Here is an 18,165-nt window from a genome sequence, read left to right on the forward strand (position 1 = left end):
TACCCTCCGGCTCCCCGTCGCCTGGTCGGCCCGCCCGGACGGTGCGTGCGGCGGGCGCGGGAACGTTCCCCGCGCCCGCCGCTCCGGTCGTCCTACGCCGCCTGCTCCTCCAGGAAGCGGGCGACCGCCGCCGGCGTCGGGTAGTCGTACAGCAGCACCGGAGGCAGCAGCATGCCGGTCGCCTCGCAGAGCCGGTTGCGTACCTCCAGCGCGGTGAAGGAGGAGAAGCCGATGTCGAGGAAGTTGTCCTCGGCGTCGATCAGTTCGGGCGTGGCGTGCCCGAGCACGTCCGCCGCGTGCACCCGGACCAGGTCCAGGAACGAGGCCTCGTCGGGAGCGGGGACAGGGGCAGGGACAGGGGTGGACGCCGGGGCCGGTGCGGCCCCGGTCGCGGTGCCCGGTGCCGCCTCCGCGGTGCCGGCTGAGGTGCCCGGACGCGCCGGCCACCAGTACGGGACGTGCTCGAACGGGTACACCGGCAGGTCCGCGCCCGCCTCAGGACCCGCCGGGCCGCCCAGCCACGCACGCCAGTCCACCTCCGCGCCCGCCACGTGCAGCCGCGTCAGAGCCCCCGCCAGCGTGGTCCCGGCCCGACGCTCGCGCACCAGCGTGGGCGTCACCACCGGGTCGGGCGCCGAGGCCGGTCGCCCGGCGGTCACCATCGGGGTCAGGACCGCGTCGGGGCCGACCTCCACGAAGGCCGTGACCCCCGCCTCGTACAGCGTCGCGAGGACGGCGCCGAAGCGCACCGGGGAGCGGAGCTGCTCGGCCCAGTACGCGGGCCGGCGCAGTTCCTCGAACTCCAGGGGCAGGCCGGTGAGATCGGAGACGATCCGGAGCGCCGGTGGCCGGAACCGCAGCCCGGCCACCACCGCGCGCAGCGGTTCCAGGGCGCCGTCCATGTGGTGCGAGTGGAAGGCGTGGTTGACCCGGAGCCTGCTGGTCCGCCGCCGCCACACCGTGAGCGCCGCGGCGATCTCCGTCACGGCGTCGGCGTCGCCCGACACCACCACCGACGTCGGCCCGTTGACCGCGGCCAGACCCACCCGGCCGTCGTACTCGCCGAGCAGCGCCCGCACCTCCTGCTCGGACGCCTCGCAGGCCAGCATCGCGCCGCCGGTCGGCTGCTCCTGCATCAGCCGACCGCGCGCCGCCACCAGCGTGGCCGCGTCCTCCAGCGACAGCACCCCGGCGGCGACCGCCGCCGTGAGGCCGCCGATGGAGTGTCCGGCCACCCAGTCCGGCTCCGGCAGGACGTCTCCCAACTGCCGGAACAGCGCGAGCTCCAGGGCGAACAGCGCGGGCTGGGCGAACTCGGTCCGCTCGAGCAGAGCGGCCTCCGCACTGCCCTCGTCCGCCAGCAGCACCGGCACCAGCGGCCGGCCCAGAGGAGTGGCGAAGGCCTCGCCGATCTCGTCAAGCGCTGCCTTGAAGACCGGCCGGCTCTCGTACAACTCGCGCCCCATCGCGGCGCGATGGCTGCCCTGCCCGGTGAAGAGGAAGGCCGTCACCGGTCGTTCGACCGAACTCCCGCGCACCAGGCGCCCGTTGGTCCTGCCCGCCGCCAGATCCGCCAGCGCGGCCAGCGCCCCGTCCCGGCCGCCCGGGAGGACGGCAGCGCGCCGCCGCAGATGGGCGCGCCCCAGCGCGAGCGTCCGGCCGACCGCGTCGGCCGGCGTCGCCCGCTCCTCCAGGCGCGCCAGCAGCCGACCGGCCTGAGCCCGCAGCGCCTCCTCCGTACGGGCCGACAGCAGCCAGGGACCGGCTGCGTCGGACGACTCGGGGGACCGCTCCGACGCCTCCCCTGAGGGCGGGTCCGCGGGGGCCTGTTCCAGGATCACATGGGCGTTCGTGCCGCTGATCCCGAACGAGGACACCCCCGCCCGGCGCGGCCGCTTCCGGTCCGGCCACGGCACCGACTCCGTGAGCAGCTCCACCGCCCCCGCCGACCAGTCGACGTGCGGGGTCGGCTCGTCCACGTGCAGGGTCCGCGGCAGCACGCCGTGCCGCATCGCCTCCACCATCTTGATCACCCCGGCCACCCCGGCGGCCGCCTGCGTGTGCCCGATGTTCGACTTGAGCGAGCCCAGCAGCAGCGGTTCGCCCGCCGGCCGGCCCTGCCCGTACGCGGCAAGGAGCGCCCGCGCCTCGATCGGGTCGCCGAGACGCGTGCCCGTGCCGTGCGCCTCCACGACATCGACCTGCTGCGGTGCGAGCCGCGCCGAGGCCAGTGCCCGCGCGATCACGCGCTCCTGGGTGGGTCCGTTGGGCGCGGTCAGTCCGTTGCTCGCCCCGTCCTGGTTGACCGCCGAACCACGGAGCAGCGCCAGGATCCGGTGCCCGTGGCGCCGGGCGTCGGACAGCCTCTCCAGGAGGACGAGACCGACGCCCTCGGAGAACCCGGTCCCGTCGGCCGCCGCCGCGAACGCCTTGCAGCGCGCGTCCGGGGACAGCCCGCGCTGCCGGCTGAACTCCACGAGCAGCTGGGGCGTCGCCATCACGGTGACCCCGCCCGCCAGCGCCAGGTCGCACTCGCCGTCGCGCAGCGCCCGCGCCGCCAGGTGCATCGCCACCAGCGAGGACGAGCAGGCCGTGTCCAGCGTGACCGCCGGCCCCTCCAGGCCGAGGTGGTAGGCGACCCGTCCGGAGGCCACGCTCGTCGCGTTCCCGGTCATCAGATGCCCCTCGTACCCCTCGGGCACCTCGGCGGGCGGCGGCGCGTAGCCCTGCGAGACGACCCCGGCGAACACACCGGTCCGACTGCCGCGCAGCGAGGCCGGCGCGATCCCGGCGCGCTCGAACGTCTCCCACGCCACTTCGAGCAGCAGTCGCTGCTGCGGGTCGGTGGCGGTCGCCTCGCGCGGGCCCATCCCGAAGAACGCCGCGTCGAACCCGCCCGCCCCGTGGAGGAAGCCGCCCTCCCGGGTGTACGTGGTCCCGGGCCGGTCCGGGTCGGGATCGTACAGCGCCTCCAGGTCCCAGCCCCGGTCCACCGGCATCCCGGAGACCGCGTCGCGTTCCTCCGCCACCAGCCGCCACAGCGCCTCGGGGGAGTCCGCGCCGCCCGGGAAGCGGCAGCCCGTCGCCACGATCGCGACCGGCTCGTGGTTCCGGTCCTCCAGCTCGCGGATCCGCCGCTTGGCCTGCTTCAGGTCGGCGGTCGCCCGCTTCAGGTAGTCGCGGAGCTTGTCCTCGTTGCTCATCGCCGTCGCACTCTCTCCGCTCAGGGGTTCAGGAGGCATCGAATGTCCCCTCCGGTTCACCGGCCGGCTCGCCGTCCAGTTCTCCGTCCAGGGCGCGGAACAGTTCCTCGTCGGTGGCGTCCGACAGGTCGGGCGCACCCCCGGCCCCTTCGGGCCCTTCGGAGGAGTCCGCAGGACCGGCCTCCTCCTCCCAGCGCCACAGCGCGGCCCGCAGCCGCTCCCGCAGCGACGGGAAGTCCGGGCTGTCGACGGTCACCGAGGCGAGCAGCCGGTCCAGATCGGCGGCCGGGTCCGTCGGCGCCAGCAGGGCGAGCAGCCGCCCGGCCAGCGCCTGCGGCGTCGGGAAGTCGAACACCAGGGTCGTCGGCAGCCGCAGCCCGGTCGCGCCGGCGATCCGGTTGCGCAGCTCCACCGAGGTCAGCGAGTCGAAGCCGATCTCCTTGAAGGCCCGGTCCGCCGCGATCCCGTCGGGCGCCGCATGACCGAGCACCGCCGCCACCTGATCACGTACCAGCGTCAGCAGCACCCGCTCGCGCTCCGGCGCCGACAGCTCCGCCAGCCGGTCCGCCAGACCACCCGCCGACACGGGCGCCGCCTGCGCGGCCCGTCGTACGACCGGCCCGCGGACAAGGCCGCGCAGTACCGCCGGGACCCCCTCGGGGCGGGCCCGCAGCGCCGCCAGGTCCAGGGGGGCCGGAACCAGGACCGGCCGCCCCGCGTCCAGCGCCGCGTCGAAGAGCGCCATGCCCTCGGGCACCGTCATCGGGACCAGGCCGCCCCGGCCGATCCGGGCCAGGTCCGCCTCGGCGAGATGACCGGTCATCCCGCTCACGTCCTGCCACATGCCCCAGGCCAGCGACACGGCCGGAAGGCCGAGCCGGCGCCGGTGACCGGCGAGCGCGTCCAGGAAGACGTTCGCCGCGGCGTAGTTGGCCTGCCCGGCGCCGCCGAGCTGGCCGGACGCGGAGGAGAACAGGACGAAGGAGGACAGGTCGAGGCCACGGGTCAGCTCGTGCAGATGCCAGGCCGCGTCCACCTTCGGACGCAGCACGGCCGCCGTCTTCTCCGGTGTGAGCGAGGCGAGCACCCCGTCGTCGAGGACACCCGCCGCGTGGACGACGTCCGTCAGCGGACGCTCCGGGTCGATCGAGGCGAGCAGCGCGGCCAGTGCCTCGCGGTCGGCGGTGTCGCACGCGACGATCCGCACGCGCGCGCCGAGACCCTCCAGTTCCTCCCGCAGCGCGCCCGCCCCGGGCGCGTCCGGACCCCGGCGGCCGGTCAGCACCAGGTGCCGCACACCGCGCGCGGTCACCAGATGCCGGGCCAGCGCCGAGCCGAGCGTGCCGGTGCCACCGGTGATCAGCACGGTCCCGGCGGCGGGCGGCGCCGGCAGGGTGAGGACGACCTTGCCGACCTGCCGCGCCTGGGCGAACCAGCGGAACGCCTCGGGCGCCCGGCCCGCCTCCCACGTGGTCACCGGCAGCGGTTCGAGGACCCCCCGCTCGAACAGGTCCAGTACGGAGGCCAGCGCCGCGCCCACCGTGCCCGGGTCCATGTCGAGCAGCTCGAACGGCCGGTAGGCGACACCCGGCCGTACGGCGGCCACCGCCTCCGGGTCGCGCAGATCGGCGATGCCCATCTCCACGAACCGCCCGCCGGGCCCGAGCAGCCGTAGCGAGGCGTCGATGAACTCACCGGTCAGCGAGTTCAGGACGACGTCCACCCCGGCGCCGTCGGTGGCGGCGCGGAAGGAGTCCTCGAAGTCGGTCGTACGGGAGGAGGCCAGCCGGTCCCCGGTGACGCCGAGCGCGCGCAGCGCGCCCCACTTGGCGGTACTGGCCGTCGCGAAGACCTCGGCCCCCAGATGGCGGGCCAGCTGGAGCGCGGCAAGACCGACCCCGCCCGCCGCGGAGTGGATCAGCACCCGCTCCCCGGCCGTCAGCCCGGCCAGCTCGACGAGCCCGTAGTACGCGGTCGTGAACACGGCCGGGACACCGGCCGCCCGCGCGAACGACCAGCCGTCGGGGATCCGGGCGATCAGCCGCCGGTCGGCCACGGCCACCGGGCCCACGGAGCCGGGAACGAGCCCGAACACCCGGTCGCCGACGGCGAGATCGTGCACCCCCGGTCCGGTCTCCAGGACCGTGCCGGCCGCCTCGGTCCCGAGCGGCGCCCCGACCGGCACCATGCCCAGGACGGTCAGCACGTCCCGGAAGTTCAGCCCGGCCGCCCGTACTCCGATCCGTACCTGCCCCTCGGCCAGGGCGGCGCCCGCCCCGGGATGCGGGGCGGCGTACAGGTCGTCCGGCGAGCCGCCCGGTGTCGCCAGCCGCCACGGCCCGTCCTCGGCGGGCGGCGCGAGCGGCGCGGCCCCCGGCACGGCGGCGAGACGCGGGACGAGGATCCGGCCCTCACGGAGCGCGAACTGCGGTTCCCCGGTGGCGACCGCGGCGTCCAGCACCCGGCGCGAGGCCGAGGCGGGATCCGGGTCGTCGATGTCGGCCAGGACGATCCTGTCGGGGTTCTCGGTGGCGGCCGACCGCACCAGGCCCCACAGCGGAGCCGCGGCGAGATCCGCCACATCGCCGGGACCCGCGGCCACGGCGCGTCGGGTGAGCACCAACAGGCGCCCCTCCGTGTCCCGTTCGCTCCACTCCTGGAGGCGGGCGAGCACATCCGCCACGGCGGCGCGGACGGCGTCAGGGCCGTCGCCGGGGTACGGGCCGGTGGCGTCGAGGAGTTCGTACGCGACGGTGTCGGCCGAGGACGGCAGGGGCTCGGCCGGCTCGGTCCACACCGGCTCGTACAGCGACCGCTCGCCGGACGGACGCGCTCGTGAGGGCGACCGTCCCGGTGCCACCGGCCGCAGGGTGAGCTTGTCCACCGACAGGACGGGTGCGCCGCCGGGGTCGGCGACCGTCACGGACACGGAGTCCTCGCCGCCGTCGCCCGGGGCGATCGTGACGCGCAGAGCGGTCGCGGACGTCGCCCGGAGCGTCACCCCGTTGAAGGAGAAGGGAAGGCGCACGCCGTCGCCCAGGAAGTCGCCGAGGCCCATGGTGTGCAGCGCGGAGTCGAGGAGCGCCGGATGCAGGGTGAACCGCGCGGCGTCGTCGAGGTGCTCGGGCGCGAGCGCGACCTCGCCGTGGACGCCGTCCCCGGCTCGCCAGGCGGCGCCGAGGTTCTGGAAGGCCGGGCCGTACTCGTAACCCAGCGCGTCCAGTTCCTCGTACAGGCCGCTCACGTCGAGGGGTTCGGCGCCCGCGGGCGGCCAGGCCGCTCCGGACCGGGAGGCCGGGGAAGGGTCCCCGTCCGCCTCGTGCTCCGCCGGAGCCAGGAAGCCGGTGGCGTGCCGGACCCACGGCTCGGCCGCGTCCTCGGCCCAGGAACCGTCGGCGTCCCGACCGGCGTCGGGGGAGTCGGGGCGGGAGTGCACCGTGATCCGCCGCAGACCGGATTCGTCCGGTGCCTGCACGGACACCTGGATGCGGAGGCCGCCGCGATCGGGCAGGAACAGCGGTGATTCCAGGGTGAGTTCGTCGATCCGGTTGGTGTCGAGCCGGTGGGCGGCCCGCAGGGCCAGCTCCAGGAGCGCGGTGGCGGGCAGCAGTGCGCTGCCGTTCACGGCGTGGTCGGCGAGCCAGGGGTGTGAGGTGGCCGAGACACGACCGGTGAGCAGGAGCGCCCCCTCGTCGGCGAGCGTCGTGACGGCCGTGAGGAACGGATGGTCGGTGGCGTCCAGACCCAGGCTGCCGGCGTCGCTGTGAGCGGCGGGCCCTTCCAGCCAGTAGCGGTGGTGTTGGAAGGGGTAGGTGGGGAGGTCGGTGGGGGGTGTGGGGGTGGTGGGGTGGGTGTGCCAGGTGGTGGGGGCGCCGTGGGTGTGGAGGTGGGCGAGTGACTGGTGGAAGCGGGTGAGTGTGCCCTCCTTGCGGCGGAGGGTTCCGACGACGAGGGGGGTGAGGCCGGTGAGGTCGGTCGGGTCCGTGTCGAGGGTGTCCTGGACGGCGGTGGTGAGGGTGGGGTGGGGGCTCGCCTCGACGTAGGTGGTGTGGCCCGCTTCGACGAGTGCGGTGAGGGTGGGGTGGAAGAGGACCGGGTTGGCGAGGTTCTCGTACCAGTAGTCGGCGTCCAGGGTGGTCGTGTCGACGAGGCCGCCGGTGAGCGTGGAGTAGAAGGCCACGCGTGACGAGGTCGGGGTGATGTCGTGGAGGAGTTCTTTGAGTTGGTGGTGGAGGGGGTGGACGTGGGGGGTGTGGGAGGCGTAGTCGACGTCGATGGTGCGGGCGCGGATGTCTTGGTTGTTGAGGGTGGTGACGAGGTGGTGGAGTTGTTCGGTGTTGCCGGCGATGACGGTGGAGTGGGGGCCGTTGTGGGCGGCGATGTGGAGGTCGGTGTATCCGCTGAGGTGGGTGGTGGTGTGGTGGGTGGGGAGGGGGATGTGGGCCATGGTGCCGGTGCCGGCGAGGGTGAGGATGGCCTGGGATCGGAGGGTGACGATTTTGGCGGCGTCGTGGAGGGTGAGGGCGCCGGCGATGTGGGCGGCGGCTATTTCGCCTTGGGAGTGGCCGATGACGGCGTCGGGGTGGATGCCGTGGTGCTGCCAGAGTTTGGCGAGGCTGGTCATGATGGCGAAGAGGGCGGGTTGGATGATGTCGACGCGGTCGATGGGCGGGGCGTCGTCGGTGTTGTTGAGGACGTCGATGAGGTTCCAGCCGGTGTGGGTCTGGATGGCGTCGGAGGCGGCGGTGAGGTGTTCGGCGAAGACGGGTGAGGTGGTGAGGAGTTCGCGGGCCATGCCGTCCCATTGCGAGCCCTGGCCGGGGAAGACGAAGACGGTCTTTCCCAGCGGACCCACCACACCCTGAACCAGGTCGGCATGCGCCGTACCGGCGGTCAGGGCCTTCAACGCCTCGCGGGGATCGCCTTGACGCGTGGGGATGACGACGGCCCGGTGGTCCTGGTGCGACCGTCCCGTCGCCAGTACATGGGCCACCGCGTCGAGTTCGACGCCCTCGTGCGCCTCCAGATACGCCCGGAGCCGCGTCGCCTGGTCCTTCAGCGCCGCCCCGGTGTGACCCGACAGCACCCACGGCGTCGGCACGGCTCCCGAGGTGCCGGCCGGCCCGTCGTCCTCGGTGGCCGTCGGCGCGGCGGGATCGACGGGCCGCTCCAGGATGATGTGCGCGTTGGTGCCGCTGATGCCGAACGACGAGACCGCCGCGCGGCGGGGCCGCTCGGTCTCCGGCCACACCACCTCGTCCGTGAGGAGTTCGACCGCGCCGGCCGTCCAGTCGACGTGCGGGGACGGCTCGTCCACGTGCAGGGTCCGGGGCAGGACGCCGTGGCGCATGGCCTCGACCATCTTGATGACACCGCCGACGCCGGCCGCCGCCTGGGTGTGCCCGATGTTGGACTTCAGCGAGCCGAGCCACAGCGGCCGGTCGGCGGGACGCCCCTGCCCGTACGTGGCCAGCAGGGCCTGCGCCTCGATCGGATCGCCCAGGCGGGTGCCCGTGCCGTGCGCCTCGACCGCGTCCACATCGGCGGTGGTGAGCCCGGCCTCGGCAAGGGCCTGCCGGATCACCCGCTGCTGCGACGGCCCGTTCGGGGCGGACAGCTGCCCGCTCGTCCCGTCCTGGTTGACCGCGGAGCCGCGAACCACGGCCAGGACGTGATGCCCGTTGCGACGGGCGTCCGACAGTCGCTCCACCAGCAGCAGGCCCACACCCTCGCCCCACCCGGTGCCGTCCGCGGCGGCCGCGAACGCCTTGCAGCGCCCGTCGGCGGACAGCCCGCGCTGCCGGCTGAACTCGACGAACAGACCCGGCGTCGCGATCACCGTCGCACCGCCCGCCAGGGCGAGGTCGCACTCACCGTTGCGCAGCGCCTGCACGGCCAGGTGCAGGGCGACCAGCGACGACGAGCAGGCCGTGTCCACCGTGACCGCCGGGCCCTCCAGACCGAAGGTGTACGAGAGCCGGCCGGAGGCGATCGACCCCGCGCTACCGGTTCCGATGTACCCCTCCAGGCCGTCCGGGGCCTTGCGGATCCGGCCGCCGTAGTCCCCGTACATGACTCCCGCGAACACCCCCGTACGGCTGCCGCGCAGGGTGTGCGCGTCGATGCCGGCCCGTTCGAAGGTCTCCCAGGCCGTCTCCAGGAGGAGTCGCTGCTGCGGGTCGATGGCCAGCGCCTCGCGCGGGCTGATGCCGAAGAACGCCGGGTCGAACCGGTCGGCGTCGTGCAGGAACCCGCCCTCGCGGGCGTACGTCTTCCCGGTGCGCTCCGGGTCCGGGTCGAACAGGGCGGCCGTGTCCCAGCCCCGGTTCTCCGGGAAGGGGGAGACGGCGTCGGTGCCCGATGCCACGACGCGCCACAGGTCCTCCGGCGAGCGCACCCCGCCCGGGTAGCGGCACGCCATGCCGACGATGGCGATCGGCTCGTGCCGCTCGGCCTCCACCTGGCTCAGCTGTTCCCGCGTCTGCAGCAGATCGGCGGTCACCCGCTTGAGGTAGTCGCGGAGCTTGTCCTCGTTCGTCATTCGACGTCAACTCTCCTCTTGGTGCGGTTCACTCGGAGTCGAGGTCGCCGTCGATGAGCCGGAACAGCTCGTCGTCGGAGGCCTCGTCCAGGAGGGCGGTGGTGTGCGTGTCGTCGGAGACCGGGCCCTTCGGGCGGAGCCGGTCGAGGAGCGCCGCCAGCCGCTCGGCGACGAGCTCACGCGCCTCGGCGCTCAGCCCGTCGCCGTCGGCCGGGGTGCCGGCGAACGCGGCCTCCAGCTCCTCGACGTGGGTCAGGGTCGCGGCCGCGCCGCCGGGCAGGCGGGGCGCCAGCTCGCCCAGCAGGTGCGTGGCGAGCGTGCTCGCCGTCGGGTGGTCGAAGAGCACGGTCGTGGGCAGTCGCAGGCCGGTCTCCGTGCCGAGCCGGTTGCGCAGTTCGACCGCGGTGAGCGAGTCGAAGCCCAGGTCGAGCAGGCCGCGGTCCACGGGCACGGGGTGGTTCGGCGGGTGACCGAGCACCTCGGCCACCGTCGCGCGGACGAGATCCAGGGCGATCCTGGGCCGGTCCGCCGCCGACGCCTCGGCGAGCTTGCGTACCCACGGCGGGGTGCCGGTGCCCGTGCCGTCGGCCGTGGCGCTCCGCGTCCCGCCCGTGCTCCTCGTCGCGGCCGGCGCGGCCCCCCGGCCCGGCGGCGGGACCAGGCTCCGCAGCGGTGCCGGGATCCTGTCCGGGTCGCCGGTCCGGCGCAGGGCCGCCGTGTCGATCCGGGCGGGTACGACCACCGGCGCGTCGCCCCGCAGGGCCGCGTCGAAGAGCCGGAGCCCCTCGGCGACGGTGAGCGGGGCGATGCCGGTACGGGCGATCCTCGCCACATCGGCGGCGTCGAGACGTCCGCCCATGCCGGTCTCGGTGTCCCACAGGCCCCAGGCGAGGGAGACGGCGGACAGTCCGAGGGACCGGCGGTGCTGGGCCAGTGCGTCCAGGTACGTGTTGGCGGCCGCGTAGTTGGCCTGCCCCGCGTTTCCGGTGATGCCGGCGACGGAGGAGAAGAGGACGAAGGCGTCCAGCTCCCGGTCCGTCGTCAGTTCGTGGAGCAGTCGGGCCGTGTCGGCCTTCGGACGCAGGACCTCGACGAGGTCCTGCTCGGTGAGGGAGCCGAGCGTGCCGTCCCGGGTGAGACCGGCGGCGTGCACGACAGCGGTGAGCGGATGCGCGGCGGGGACGCCGTCGACGAGCCCGCGGACCGTGTCGGGGTCGGTGGTGTCGGCGGCGACCAGGGTGACGTCCGCCCCGAGCGCGGTGAGCCGTTCGACGAGTCCGTCGGCTCCCGGGGCGTCCGGGCCGCGCCTGCTGGTGAGCAGGAGCCGGGTGACGCCGTACGCGGTGACCAGGTGCTCGGCCAGGAGCGCCCCGAGCGCCCCGGTCGCTCCTGTGAGCAGGACCGTGCCGTCGGTGCGCAGCACCCCCGTACGCGGTCCGGGCTCCGAATCAGGCTTCGGTTTCGGAGCCGGCGGAACGGTCAGCCGGGGGACGAACAACTCGCCCTCCCGAAGGGCGAGTTGTGGCTCACCGGAGGCGAGTGCCCGGCCGAGCGCCGCCTCCGAGGCCGCGCTCCCGTCGGTGTCCACGAGGACGAAGCGGCCCGGGTGCTCACTCTGCGCCGTGCGCACGAGCCCCCAGAGCGGAGCCTGCTCCAGGCCGGGGACGGGCTCCGCCGCCCGTACGGCGGTCGCGCCCCGGGTGAGGACGACCAGCGTCGCGCCGGAGCTCCGCCCGTCCGCGGGCCAGGCGTTCAGCGTCCGCAGCGTCTCGTACGCGGAGGCGTCCGGCGCGGCGATGAGCACGGCGTACGGCACGGTCGCGGACGCTCCCTCGTACGGTGCCCACTCCGCGGCGGCCGACCGCGGTTCCGGCAGCGGCACCCAGTCCAGCCGGTGCAGGGCGCTGCCCGTTCCCGCTCCCCGGGCGGCGAGCAGCCGGGCCGGGTCGGTCTCCCGCACGGTCAGCTCCGCCACGGACAGCAGCGGCGCCCCGTCCGCGTCGGCGACCACCAGCCGGGTCCGGTCCGGCCCGACGGGCGTCAGCGCCACCCGGAGCGTGCCGGTCCCGGCTGTCGCGCCGTGCACCCGTACGTCCGTCCAGGCGAACGGCACCCTGAGGCCGCCGGAGTCGCCGGGGCCTTCGAGGGCGAGCGGATGCAGCGCCGCGTCGAGCAGCACCGGACCCACCGGGAAGCCATGGGCTCCCCCTTCCGTGTTCCCGGCGGCGGAGACCTCGGCGAACCAGGCCCCGTCGGCGCGGCGCCAGGCCGCCCGCAGGCCCCGGAAGGCCGGTCCGTAGGCGTAGCCGAGCCGCGCCAGCTCCTCGTAGGCGGACGAGACGTCGACCGCTTCCGCGTCGGCCGGTGGCCAGGCGCCGCCCGGAGAGAAGGTGTCGTCGTCGCCCGGTTCGGGAGCCGACGCCGGGGACAGCACGCCGGAGGCGTGCTCCGTCCAGGGGCCTTCGCTCCCGGCCTCCCGCGCGTGGACACCGACCGTCCGCCGGCCCTCGGCGTCGGCGGCCCCCACGGTGAGCTGGAGCTGGACCGCACCCTCATCAGGCAGCGACAGCGGGGCGCTGAGCGTGAGTTCTTCCAGCGACGGAGTGCCGACGGCCCGCCCCGCGTACAGCGCGAGGTCAAGGAACGCGGCGCCCGGGAGGACGACCGCACCGAGCAGCGAGTGGTCCGCCAGCCACGGGTGGGCGCGGGCGGTGAGCCGCCCGGTGTGCACGAAGCCCGAGCCGTCGGCCAGTTCCACGGCCGCGCCGAGCAGCGGGTGCTCCGCCGCTTCCAGTCCCGCGTCGTCCACGTCCGCGTGCCGGCGGGCGGGCACGTCCAGCCAGTACCGGTCGCGCTGGAAGGGATAGGTGGGCAGGTCCGGGGCGGCCGACCCCCGGTCGCCGAAGTAGGCAGGCCACTCCACCGGGACCCCGGCCGTCCACAGCTCGCCGAGCGCCTCCGGCAGGGCGACGCTCTCCGCCCGGTCGCGGCGCAGCAGCGGCAGCGCGACGGTGGCGTCCGTCGGGGAGCCGTCGGCAAGGGCGTCGGCGACCATGGTCGAGAGCACGGCGTCGGGGCCGATCTCGACGAACACACCGGCGCCCTCGTCGCGCAGGGTGCGCAGGACATCGGCGAAGCGCACGGTCTCCCGGATGTGGGCGGTCCAGTGGTCGGGGGAGGCGAGCTCCTCGGCGCTCGCGAGCCGGCCGGTCAGGTCGGAGACCAGCGGAACGGTCGGCGGGTGGAACTCCAGCCCCGCCACGACCGCCCGGAACTCGGCGAGCATCGGCGCCATCAGCGGAGAATGGAAGGCGTGACTCACCGTCAGGCGACGGGTACGCGCACCGGCTTCGGCGGCCCGCGCGGCGATCTCCCGTACGGCTTCCTCCGTCCCCGAGACGACCGTGGCGCGCGGCCCGTTGACCGCCGCGACCCCCGCCGCGTCCTCGTGACCCGCGACCAGGGACCGCGCCGTGTCCTCGTCCACCGAGAGGGCGACCATGGCGCCACCCGGCGGCAGGGCCTGCATCAGCCGGCCGCGCGCCGTGATCAGCGTCGCCGCGTCCGTCAGGCTCAGCACGCCCGCGAGATGCGCGGCGGCCACCGATCCGATGGAATGACCGGCCACGAAGTGGGGTGTGACGCCCCAGCCCTCAAGGAGCCGGTGGAGGGCGGTCTCCAGGGCGAAGAGCGCGGGCTGGGTGTACTCGGTGCGGTGCAGGAGGGTGTCGTCGTCGGCGAAGACGACGTCCTTGAGCGGCCGGTCCAGGTGGACGTCGACGGCTGCGCACGCCTCGTCGAAGGCGGCGGCGAACTCCCCGTACCGCTTGTAAAGTTCACGTCCCATGTGGGCGCGCTGGCTGCCCTGCCCGGTGAACAGGAACGCCGTACGGGGCCGATCGGCGGGTGCCTCGCGTACGGCGACGTGTGCGAAGTCGCCCTCGGCCAGGCGCTCCAGTACGGACATAACCTCCTGCCGGTCTGCGGCGGCGAAGGCCGCCCGGTGCTCCAGGGGGCCACGGCCGACCGCCAAGGCTCGTGCCATGCCGCCGGCCTCCACCTCGGGGTGGGAGTCGAGCCGGCTGCGCAGCCGTCCGGCGAGTGCCCGCAGCGCCTCGGGTGTCCGCGCGGACACCAGCCACGGCAGCGGACCCTCGGCCGCGGCCACGGGAGCGGCCGCGGCGACGGCTACGGGAGCGGCAGGGGCGACAGCTTCGGGGGCCGCCGCGGCGACGGGGGCGGCGGCGGGCACCGGAGCCGGGTCCGGCACGTGTTCCAGCACCACGTGGGCGTTGGTCCCGCTGATCCCGAAGGAGGAGACCGCGGCCCGCCGCGGCCGGCCCCGCTCGGGCCACGCCACGGACTCGGTGAGGAGTTCCACCGCACCCGCCGACCAGTCGACGTGCGGGGACGGGCTGTCGATGTGCAGACTCCTCGGCAGGACGCCGTGCCGCATCGCCATGACCGACTTGATCACCCCGGCGACACCGGCCGCGGCCTGGGTGTGTCCGATGTTGGACTTCAGGGAGCCCAGGTACAGCGGCTCGTCCTCCGGCCGGTCCTGGCCGTAGGTGGCCAGCAGGGCCTGCGCCTCGATCGGGTCGCCCAGGCGGGTGCCGGTGCCGTGCGCCTCGACGGCGTCGACGTCCCGGGCGGTGAGCCCGGCGGTGGCCAGCGCCTGGCGGATCACCCGCTGCTGGGAGGGTCCGTTGGGTGCGGTCAGCCCGTTGCTCGCGCCGTCCTGGTTGACGGCCGTACCGCTGACCAGCGCCAGGACCCGGTGCCCGTTGCGGCGGGCGTCCGAGAGCCTTTCGACCAGCAGCAGTCCCGCCCCCTCCGACCAGCCGGTGCCGTCGGCCGCCGCCGCGAACGGCTTGCAGCGCCCGTCCGGCGCGAGCCCCCGCTGCCGGCTGAACTCCACGAAGGTCGCCGGACTGGCCATCACCGTCACACCACCGGCCAGGGCGAGGTCGCACTCACCGCCGCGCAGCGCCTGAACGGCCAGGTGCAGGGCGACCAGCGACGAGGAGCAGGCGGTGTCGACGGTGACGGCCGGACCCTCGAGACCGAAGGTGTACGCCACCCGGCCGGAGGCCACACTGCCCGCGCTGCCGCTGACCAGATAGCCCTCGAACCCCTCGGGCACCGCCTCGGCCTGGTGCAGCCGCGCCCCGTAGTCGTTGTACATCACCCCCGCGAACACGCCGGTCCTGGAACCGCGCAGCGCCGCCGGGTCGATCCCGGCCCGCTCGAACGCCTCCCACGCCGTCTCCAGGAGCAGCCGTTGCTGCGGGTCGGTGGTCAGGGCCTCGCGCGGGCTCATGCCGAAGAACTCCGGGTCGAACTCGGCTGCCTCGTACAGGAATCCGCCTTCCCGGGCGTACGAGGAGCCCGGCCGCGCGCCCTCCGGGTCGTAGAGCTCCGCGAGGTCCCAGCCGCGGTCGGCGGGGAAGGCGGACACGGCGTCCGTACCGTCCGCGACCAGCTGCCAGAGCTCCTCGGGCGAGTCGACCCCGCCCGGGAAGCGGCAGGCCATCGCGACCACGGCGATCGGGTCCTCGTCACCGCGCGGCCCGACGGCCACGCTCCCGGCCCCCGCGTCCCCGGCCGCCCCCGCGGCCGGCAGCAGCTCGGTGAGGAGCCGACCGGCCAGCGCGGTCGGCGTCGGGTGGTCGAAGACCAGGGTCGTGGGCAGCCGCAGGCCGGTCGCCGCCCCGAGCCGGTTGCGCAGGTCGACGGCGGCGAGCGAGTCGAAGCCCAGGTCGGTGAAGGCCCGGCCGGCCGCGACGGAGCCGGCGCCGGAGTGACCGAGAACGGTGGCCGCGGCGGCCCGGACCAGCTCCAGGACCTCACGCTCCGCGTCGGCGCGGGAGAGCGCCGACAGCCTGCCGCCCAGCTCGGCCGGTACGGCCACCGGGGCCGCGCCGCCGGCCGCTCGCCGCCGGACGGGCCGGACCAGGGAGCGCAGCGGGGCCGGGACCGTGGCCGCCGAGCCCTCCAGGACGGCGGGCGTGAACCTGCTCGCGACGAGCGCCGCGCGCCCAGGACCGGCCGGCACCCCGAGCGCGGCGTCGAAGAGCCGGAGGCCCTCGGCGACGGTGAGCGGGGCGATACCGGTACGGGCGATCCTGGCCACGTCGGCGGGGCTCAGGCCTCCGCCCATGCCAGTCCCGGTGTCCCACAGACCCCAGGCGAGGGAGACGGCGGGCAGGCCGAGGGACTGCCGGTGCGCGGCCAGGGCGTCCAGGACGGCGTTGGCGGCGGCGTAGTTGGCCTGCCCGGCCGTACCGGTCACCCCGGTGACCGAGGAGAAGAGGACGAAGGCGTCCAGCTCCGCGTCCGCGGTCAGCTCGTGCAGCAGCAGGGCGGCGTCGGCCTTCGGGCGCAGGACGGCGTCCAGCCGCTCGGGCGTCAGGTCCTCCAGCAGGCCGTCGTCGAGCACCCCGGCGGCGTGGACGACAGCGGTGAGCGGACGGGCGTCGGGGACGCCGTCGAGGAGCGCGCGGACCGCGTCCCGGTCGGCGAGGTCGACGGCGGCCAGGGAGACCTCCGCACCCAGCTCGGAGAGGCGTGCGGCCAGCTCACGGGCCCCCGGGGCGTCGGGACCGCGCCGGCTGGTGAGCAGCAGCCGGGTGATGCCGTACGCGGTGACCAGGTGCTCGGCGAGCAGCGCGCCGAGCGCCCCGGTCGCACCGGTCAGCAGGACCGTGCCGTCCGTCCGCAGCGAGCGCGGGGCGACGGGCGAGGGCGGCAGCGCGGCGAGGCGCGGAACGAGCACCCGGCCCTCACGCAGGGCGAGTTGGGGCTCGCCGGAGGCGATCGCCCGGTCGAGGGCGGCGGTGGACGCCGCGCTGCCGTCGCTGTCGACCAGTACGAACCGGTCGGGATGCTCGGACTGCGCGGTACGGACGAGACCCCACACGGCCGCCGCAGGACCGGACGGGCTCTCGGCCGCGGCGGCCGCCACGGCGCCCCCGGTGACCAGCGCGAGCCGCGCCCCGGCCGGCCGCTCCCGCGCCAGCCAGTCCTGTACGAGCCCCAGGGCGTGCACGGCGGCCGTCAAGGGGCTCTCGTACGGGCCGAGGTGCTCGGTCACGGTCCCGGCGCCGAGCCCCGTGTCCGGGGCGGCGACGGTCGCGGGAAGGCCCTGCCATGCCACGGCGTACAGCGGCGGGTCGGCGGTGGCGGCCGGCACGGCGGACAGCGCGCCCTCGGGCAGCGGCCTCAGCACCAGGGCCTCGGCGGTGACGACGGGCGCGCCCGTCGGATCCGTCGCGCGCAGCGACACCGCGCCCGGCCCGGCCGGGGCGAGTGAGACACGGAGGGTGGTGGCCCCGGTGGCGTGCAGCCGCAGGCCCGTCCACGTGAACGGCAGGACGACGTCGGCCGCGTCCTCGTCCCGTACGGGAAGGAGGTGCAGGGCCGCGTCGAGGAGTGCGGGGTGGAGGCCGAACCCGTCGGCCGCCGCCGTGCCCGCCGGCAGCCGTACTTCGGCGACCAGGGTGTCCCCGTCCCGCCAGGCGGCGGTGAGGTTACGGAACGCGGGCCCGTAGCCGTACCCGAGGCCCGCGAGGCGGGCGTACACCCGCTCCACGTCGAGCGCGGTGGCGTGACGGCCGGGCGGCCACGCGGTCCCGGTCACGTGGACGGCTTCCTCGGCCCGGTCCTCGGGGGCGAGGGTGCCGGAGGCGTGCCGTACCCAGGGGGCGTCCTCGGTGATCCGGGCGTGCACCGCGAAGGCGCGGCGACCATCCGCGTCCGGCGCGTCCACGGAGAGTTGCAGCGCGACCGGGCCCGAGGCGGGCAGCACGAGCGGCGCCTCCAGGGCGAGGTCGTCCACGACCGGGCTCTGGGCGTACTCGCCCGCCCGCAGAGCCAGTTCGACGAAGACGCTGCCCGGAACGAGGGGCACCCCGCCCACGGTGTGGTCGGCGAGCCAGGGCAGCAGCTCCGGATCGAGGACGCCGGAGAACAACAGGCCCCGGCCTTCCGCGAGTTCCACCCCCGGTCCGAGCAGGGCGGCGGCCCGGCCGTCTTCGGCGGCGTCCGTCTCCTCCATCCAGAAGCGCTCGCGCTGGAAGGGGTAGGTGGGCAGCTCGTGCGGGTCGGCCGGCCCGGCGGCGAAGGCGTCGGCCGCGAAGAGGGACCGGTCGAGGGCGACGCCGTGGGTGTGCGCGGTGGCGAGCGCGGTCAGGAGCGTCGTCCGCTCGTCGCGGTTCCGGCGGAGCAGGGGGACCGCGCCCGGGGTCAGCGAGGTGAGCGCGGCGTCGGGGCCCAGCTCGACGGAGAAGAGGCCGCCCAGGCCGCGCAGGGTCTCCATGGCCTCGTGGTAGCGGACGGTTTCGCGGATGTGGCGGGTCCAGTAGTCGGGGGTGGTGAGTTCTTCGGGTGTGGCGAGGGTGCCGGTGAGGGTGGAGATGA

General features: G+C 75.3%; 3 protein-coding genes. All 3 read right to left on the bottom strand.

Translation table 11 applies throughout. The annotated features are described in order from the left end of the window. Positions 1-92: 92 nt before the first annotated feature. The 3 genes from ACFWUY_RS38400 to ACFWUY_RS38410 all read right to left on the bottom strand — a co-directional run bounded on the left by ACFWUY_RS38400 (position 93) and on the right by ACFWUY_RS38410 (position 18,064). Positions 93-3,203 carry a type I polyketide synthase gene (locus ACFWUY_RS38400; protein ID WP_384121034.1) on the bottom strand — a complete coding sequence of 1,037 codons (3,111 nt, stop codon included), beginning with the start codon at positions 3,201-3,203 and terminating at the stop codon, positions 93-95. 28 nt (positions 3,204-3,231) lie between these two features. Continuing rightward, the gene (locus ACFWUY_RS38405; RefSeq protein WP_384121038.1) at positions 3,232-9,705 is read right to left on the bottom strand and encodes an SDR family NAD(P)-dependent oxidoreductase; all 6,474 of its coding nucleotides are present in this window, start codon (positions 9,703-9,705) and stop codon (positions 3,232-3,234) included. A 67-nt stretch (positions 9,706-9,772) separates the two neighbouring features. Continuing rightward, on the bottom strand, positions 9,773-18,064 hold the full coding sequence (locus ACFWUY_RS38410; RefSeq protein ID WP_384121036.1) for an SDR family NAD(P)-dependent oxidoreductase: 8,292 nt from the start codon (positions 18,062-18,064) through the stop codon (positions 9,773-9,775). Positions 18,065-18,165 lie beyond the last annotated feature (101 nt).

The organism is Streptomyces sp. NPDC058664 (genome assembly GCF_042716635.1).
Taxonomy (GTDB): Bacteria; Actinomycetota; Actinomycetes; order Streptomycetales; family Streptomycetaceae; genus Streptomyces.

Coding starts and splice junctions, on each gene's coding strand:
- ACFWUY_RS38400 (WP_384121034.1), bottom strand. CDS start 3,203: ATGAGCAACGAGGACAAGCTCCGCGACTACCTGAAGCGGGCGACCGCC.
- ACFWUY_RS38410 (WP_384121036.1), bottom strand. CDS start 18,064: ATGGAGACCCTGCGCGGCCTGGGCGGCCTCTTCTCCGTCGAGCTGGGC.